The organism is Archangium sp. (assembly GCF_036388035.1).
Classification (GTDB): Bacteria; Myxococcota; Myxococcia; order Myxococcales; family Myxococcaceae; genus Archangium.
This window is the reverse complement of the sequence record NZ_DASVSO010000647.1, coordinates 1-4,118: the sequence shown is the minus strand read 5'-3', so window position 1 is coordinate 4,118 and position 4,118 is coordinate 1. Positions and strand designations below refer to the sequence as shown.

General features: G+C 69.7%; 5 protein-coding genes. 4 read left to right on the top strand and 1 reads right to left on the bottom strand.

The window, feature by feature from the left end:
- On the top strand, window positions 1-361 hold a 361-nt coding region (locus VF697_RS26555; RefSeq protein WP_331099516.1), incomplete at its 5' end, for a hypothetical protein.
- A gap of 15 nt (window positions 362-376) precedes the next feature.
- Here the strand turns inward: VF697_RS26555 and VF697_RS26550 are convergent.
- Window positions 377-850, bottom strand: a complete 474-nt coding sequence (locus VF697_RS26550; protein WP_331099515.1) for a GNAT family N-acetyltransferase — start codon at window positions 848-850, stop codon at window positions 377-379.
- 80 nt (window positions 851-930) lie between these two features.
- Between VF697_RS26550 and VF697_RS26545 the strand changes: the two genes are divergently transcribed.
- The 3 genes from VF697_RS26545 (at window position 931) to VF697_RS26535 (ending at window position 4,069) form a co-directional block, all read left to right on the top strand.
- Window positions 931-2,091: an MFS transporter gene (locus VF697_RS26545; protein ID WP_331099514.1), complete on the top strand. Its 1,161-nt coding sequence runs from the start codon at window positions 931-933 to the stop codon at window positions 2,089-2,091.
- A gap of 14 nt (window positions 2,092-2,105) precedes the next feature.
- The gene (locus VF697_RS26540; protein ID WP_331099513.1) at window positions 2,106-3,161 is read left to right on the top strand and encodes a hypothetical protein; all 1,056 of its coding nucleotides are present in this window, start codon (window positions 2,106-2,108) and stop codon (window positions 3,159-3,161) included.
- A 164-nt stretch (window positions 3,162-3,325) separates the two neighbouring features.
- A complete protein-coding gene (locus VF697_RS26535) occupies window positions 3,326-4,069 on the top strand; it encodes a hypothetical protein (protein WP_331099512.1) in 744 nt (247 codons plus the stop codon).
- Window positions 4,070-4,118 lie beyond the last annotated feature (49 nt).

The following is a 4,118-nucleotide window of genomic DNA, read 5'->3' as shown; positions in this document are numbered from 1 at the left end:
CCGCTGCATCAAGCCGGGGGGGCAGCTCCTCGTCGCCAACTTCATCACCACCCAGCCCATGTCGCCCGAGGAGGAGCAGTTCTACCGGCAGGTGTTCCACGCCGGGTACCTCTTCTCCCTCAAGGACCACCAGGAGCTCATCCGCTCGAGTGGCTTCGAGCTGGAGGAGACGATGGACATCTCCTCGAACACCGCGAGGACGACGCCGCTGACGCGCGAGGCCCTGAACGCGAGGATGGACGAGATCCGGCAGAAGCTGCCAGGCATTCCCCTGGAGATGCTGGACACGGTCTGGCGCCAGGCGATCGACATCAGCACCCGCTGCGTCGGCTACGCGCTCTTCCGCGCCCGCAGGCGCTGAGCGGTCGGCCCGGGGCTACAGCTTCTTGCGCATCTCCAGGTGGTCGATGCCCGCTTCCTGGAAGACCGCGCCCTGAGGCTCGTAGCCCTGCTTCTTGTAGAACTCGAGGGCGTAGAGCTGCGAGTGCAGCAGGATGCCGTTCACGCCCCGCCGACGCGCCTCGTCCTCCAGCGTCGTCAACAGCAGCGCGCCCACCCGCGCCTTGCGGTGGGCCTTCAGCACCGCCATACGGCCGATCTGCGCCCACGTCCCGATCTCTCCGGACGGCGGCTCGTTCAACATCACCAGACGCCCCGTTCCGATGGCGTGCCCACCCTGGAACGCCAGCACGTGGTACGCCTTGGCGTCCTCGGCATCACGCTCGATGCCCTCGGGGACGTGCTGCTCCTCGATGAACACCACCTCGCGGATGGCGAGCGCCTGAAACAGATCAGCCTCGCTCTGGATTTGAGCGATGGTGACTGGCTGTGGATTCTCCGGGTTCGACATGGCCCGGGCAACGTACACAAAAGCCGCCGGGGCAGACAGACCAAAAGGCACTCCGACGTGCTAAGCGCCCCCTCGACGCAATGCCTCCTGTCCAGGCCGCCGGACGGCTCCCCCTCATCGGCTTCTACGCCCTCTATTTCAGTATCACGGGCATCGTCCTGCCCTTCCTCCCGGCGTACCTGGAATCCCTTACGCTCTCCGTCACCCAGGTGGGCCTGCTGCTCTCCATCAGCCCCCTGCTGGCACTCGTCGCCCCCCACTTCTGGGGTCATCTCGCCGATCGCACCGGGCGAGCGGGCCGTGTCCTCACCCTGCTCGCCATGGGGGCGTGCGTGGGCTTCGCTCCCCTGCTCTTCGTCGACCGCTTCCCCGCCCTCGTCGCCACCTTCGTCGCCTACGCCTTCTTCGCCTCCTCCATCACCCCCCTGGTGGACAGCCTCGCCCTCCAGCACGTCGCCCGGGCCGGTGGCTCCTACGCTCACCTGCGCCTCTTCGGCTCGCTCGGCTTCGTGCTCTCCTCCACCCTCTTCGGCCTCGCCGTGGACTCCGTGGGCCGTGCCACCGTGCGGGTCCCCTTCGTCCTGCTGGCCCTGCTCACCCTCTGGAGCCTCACCCTCCGCGACGGCCCCCGTCCCCAGGCCGAGCCCGTCCACCCGCTCGCTGGCTTCCAGCTCCTCGCCAACCGCGACCTGTGCTGGCTGCTCGCCGGCACCACCCTCCACTGGATCGCCCTCGCCCCCTACCACGGCACCTTCTCCATCTTCGTCGTGTCGCTCGGCCTGCCGCCCTCGGTGGTGGGCAGCTCCGCCGCGCTCGGAGTCGCCGCCGAGCTGGGGGTGATGTTCCTCTACCCCCACGTGGCGCACCGCATCACCCCCCGCCACCTCCTGGCCCTCGCCTTCGCCAGCAGTGCCCTGCGCTGGGCGGGCCTCGCCGTGGCCACCTCGCCCACCGTCATCGCCGCCCTCTCGCTCCTGCACGGCATGTCCTTCGGCGCCTTCTACGTGGCCAGCATCGCCTTCGTGTCCCGCCGCGTTCCGCCCCACCTGCGCGCCTCCGGCCAGGCCCTCTTCGCCGCCATCACCTTCGGGCTCGGGGGCCTCGTGGGCTACGCCACCGCCGGAGCCGGCTATGACTGGCTCGGCGGCCACCGCCTCTTCGCCATCGCCGCCGGCCTCGAGCTGGTCGCCGCCGCCCTCATCCTCCTCATCTCTCCCGAGGAGCCCGGCCGCCCGGCGTGATAACCTGCGGCGCGATGCGATCCTCCCTCCTCGCACTCGTCCTCTGCCTCTTCGCCCTGCCCGCCGCCGCCCAGCCGGAGGTCTTCTTCGGACCCGGCAACGACGTGCCCAACCTCAAGGAAGAGGACTTCGACCGCCGCTTCCTCAAGACGGGCCTGTACCGCGCCCTCTCGCAAGGGACGAACGACCCGAGCTGTGCCCAGCTCCTCGGCGGGCTGCTGACGCTGCTCGGGGAGACGGCGCCCATGCTCCACAAGCGCGATGAGAACTTCTACCTGGATCCCCAGCTCGTCCAGGCGCTCAACACGCAGCTCAGCACCCCGCGCTTCCAGGCCAACGCCTACCTCGTGGCCATGGTGCGGCGCGTGTTGATCGACCGCAAGCTGCCCCAGCCCTGGCTCCAGACCGCGTCCGCCCTCGGGCCCGTGGTGCTCACCATCGACGTGGGCAAGCTGCGCTTCATCTCCGAGGGCCTCCAGCCCCTCGACAGCTTCTTCCTCACCCTCCCCGCCCTGCGCGAGCGCTATGAGATCGAGGTCCGCCGCGCCAACGCCACCGCCGCGGCCTCCGCCGACAAGATGTTCCGCGAGAACTACCTCGACCGGCAGGTGGCCTTCGGGGGCGTGGAGCTGCTCGACGTGCAGCTCGACAAGCCGAAGAAGAAGCCCAAGAAGCGCAAGGGCGAGCCCGTGGAGGAGGAGCCGCTCACCGCCGTGGCCAGGATGGTGTGGTACCCGGAAGACCCGAACGCCGGGCAGCTCAACATCATGGGCACACCGACGAAGCGCCCCGTCGTCAACATCTCCGCGCGGCTCGCGCCCCAGCAGTACCTGGACCTGAGCCGCATCCCGAAAGGCAGCCGGCTGATGGTACGCGGGCGCTTCTGGGCCTTCAAGAAGGCGGTGGAGGACGTGGAGCTCCGCGACGCGCTCATCTTCCAGGACCGCGACTGGTCCCAGGGCGCCCTGCTGGCGGACCCCAACGTCGTGGACCGCTGCCCCGTCGCCGTCAACGACTTGATGGGCGCGGCGCCCGTGCAGCCGGGTGCCTTCGGCCAGCCGAGGCGCTGACCGCCCCACGCCTCCAGGGAAGCACAGCCCATGGCATCGAACTCATCGAACGAACTTTCGTGGCAGGAGCAGCTGGAGCTCGCGGCCCACCGGCTGGGCGTTCCCGCCAGCAGGCCCCTGAGCGTCGAGCGCTATCTGGCCGAAGCCTGCTCGACGGGTGGCCCATGAACCGAAACCTCCTCCGCCTCGGAGTCTGCGCGGGTGTCACCCTGTTCGCCCTTCAGGCCCTGGCCGCGGGTCCGGGGTTTCTCGAGCGGCTCGGCAAGCTGCTCGGTCTGGACAAGCGCGCGATGGGGAGCCTGAGCAGGCCCCGCTCCTGTGAGAGGCCCGCGGGGGCGTACCTGATGCGGTTGGACTGCGCGACCGGGACCGAGTCCGTGCTCTGGCACTGCGAGGGGTGCCGCTCTCCCCTCCAGGCGGGTGATGCGGGAATCGTCGTCATCCGCGAGGACGGGCTCTGGCTGGTGGAAGCCCCGGAGAAGGCCCGCAGGCTCGTGGAGGGCTCGGGGTTCAGCGCCCTCCTGGGACTCACGCCGGGCAGCGCGCGGCACCTGGTGGTCGTACGCGAGCGCACGGATGGAGGGGTGCCCCTCATCGGACTCGCCGACCTGGGCAGTGGTGGGTTCTCCGAGGCCGCCACGCAGCCCACCACGCAAGAGGAGGTGAACGCGCTGCGCACCCTCCAACCCGCCACCGTCAAGGGCACCCAGGAGCTGAGCACCATCGAGCCCGCCCGGCAGTTGTGCGGCCCGCGGCAGCTGCGAGTCACCGAGCCGGGAGCGCCGAAGCGCAAGCTCTGTGAGTTCCAGCCCGTAGCCGATGGCGGGACCTGGGATCGGTTCGATCCCGCCTGGTCCGGCGACAAGGTCATCTACGTGGCGGGGCCGCTCAGCGGAAGTCGCCAATGAGCTCGAAGGCGGCCCACAGGCCCGGGTGCTGGTAGCGGCGGACCCCGTT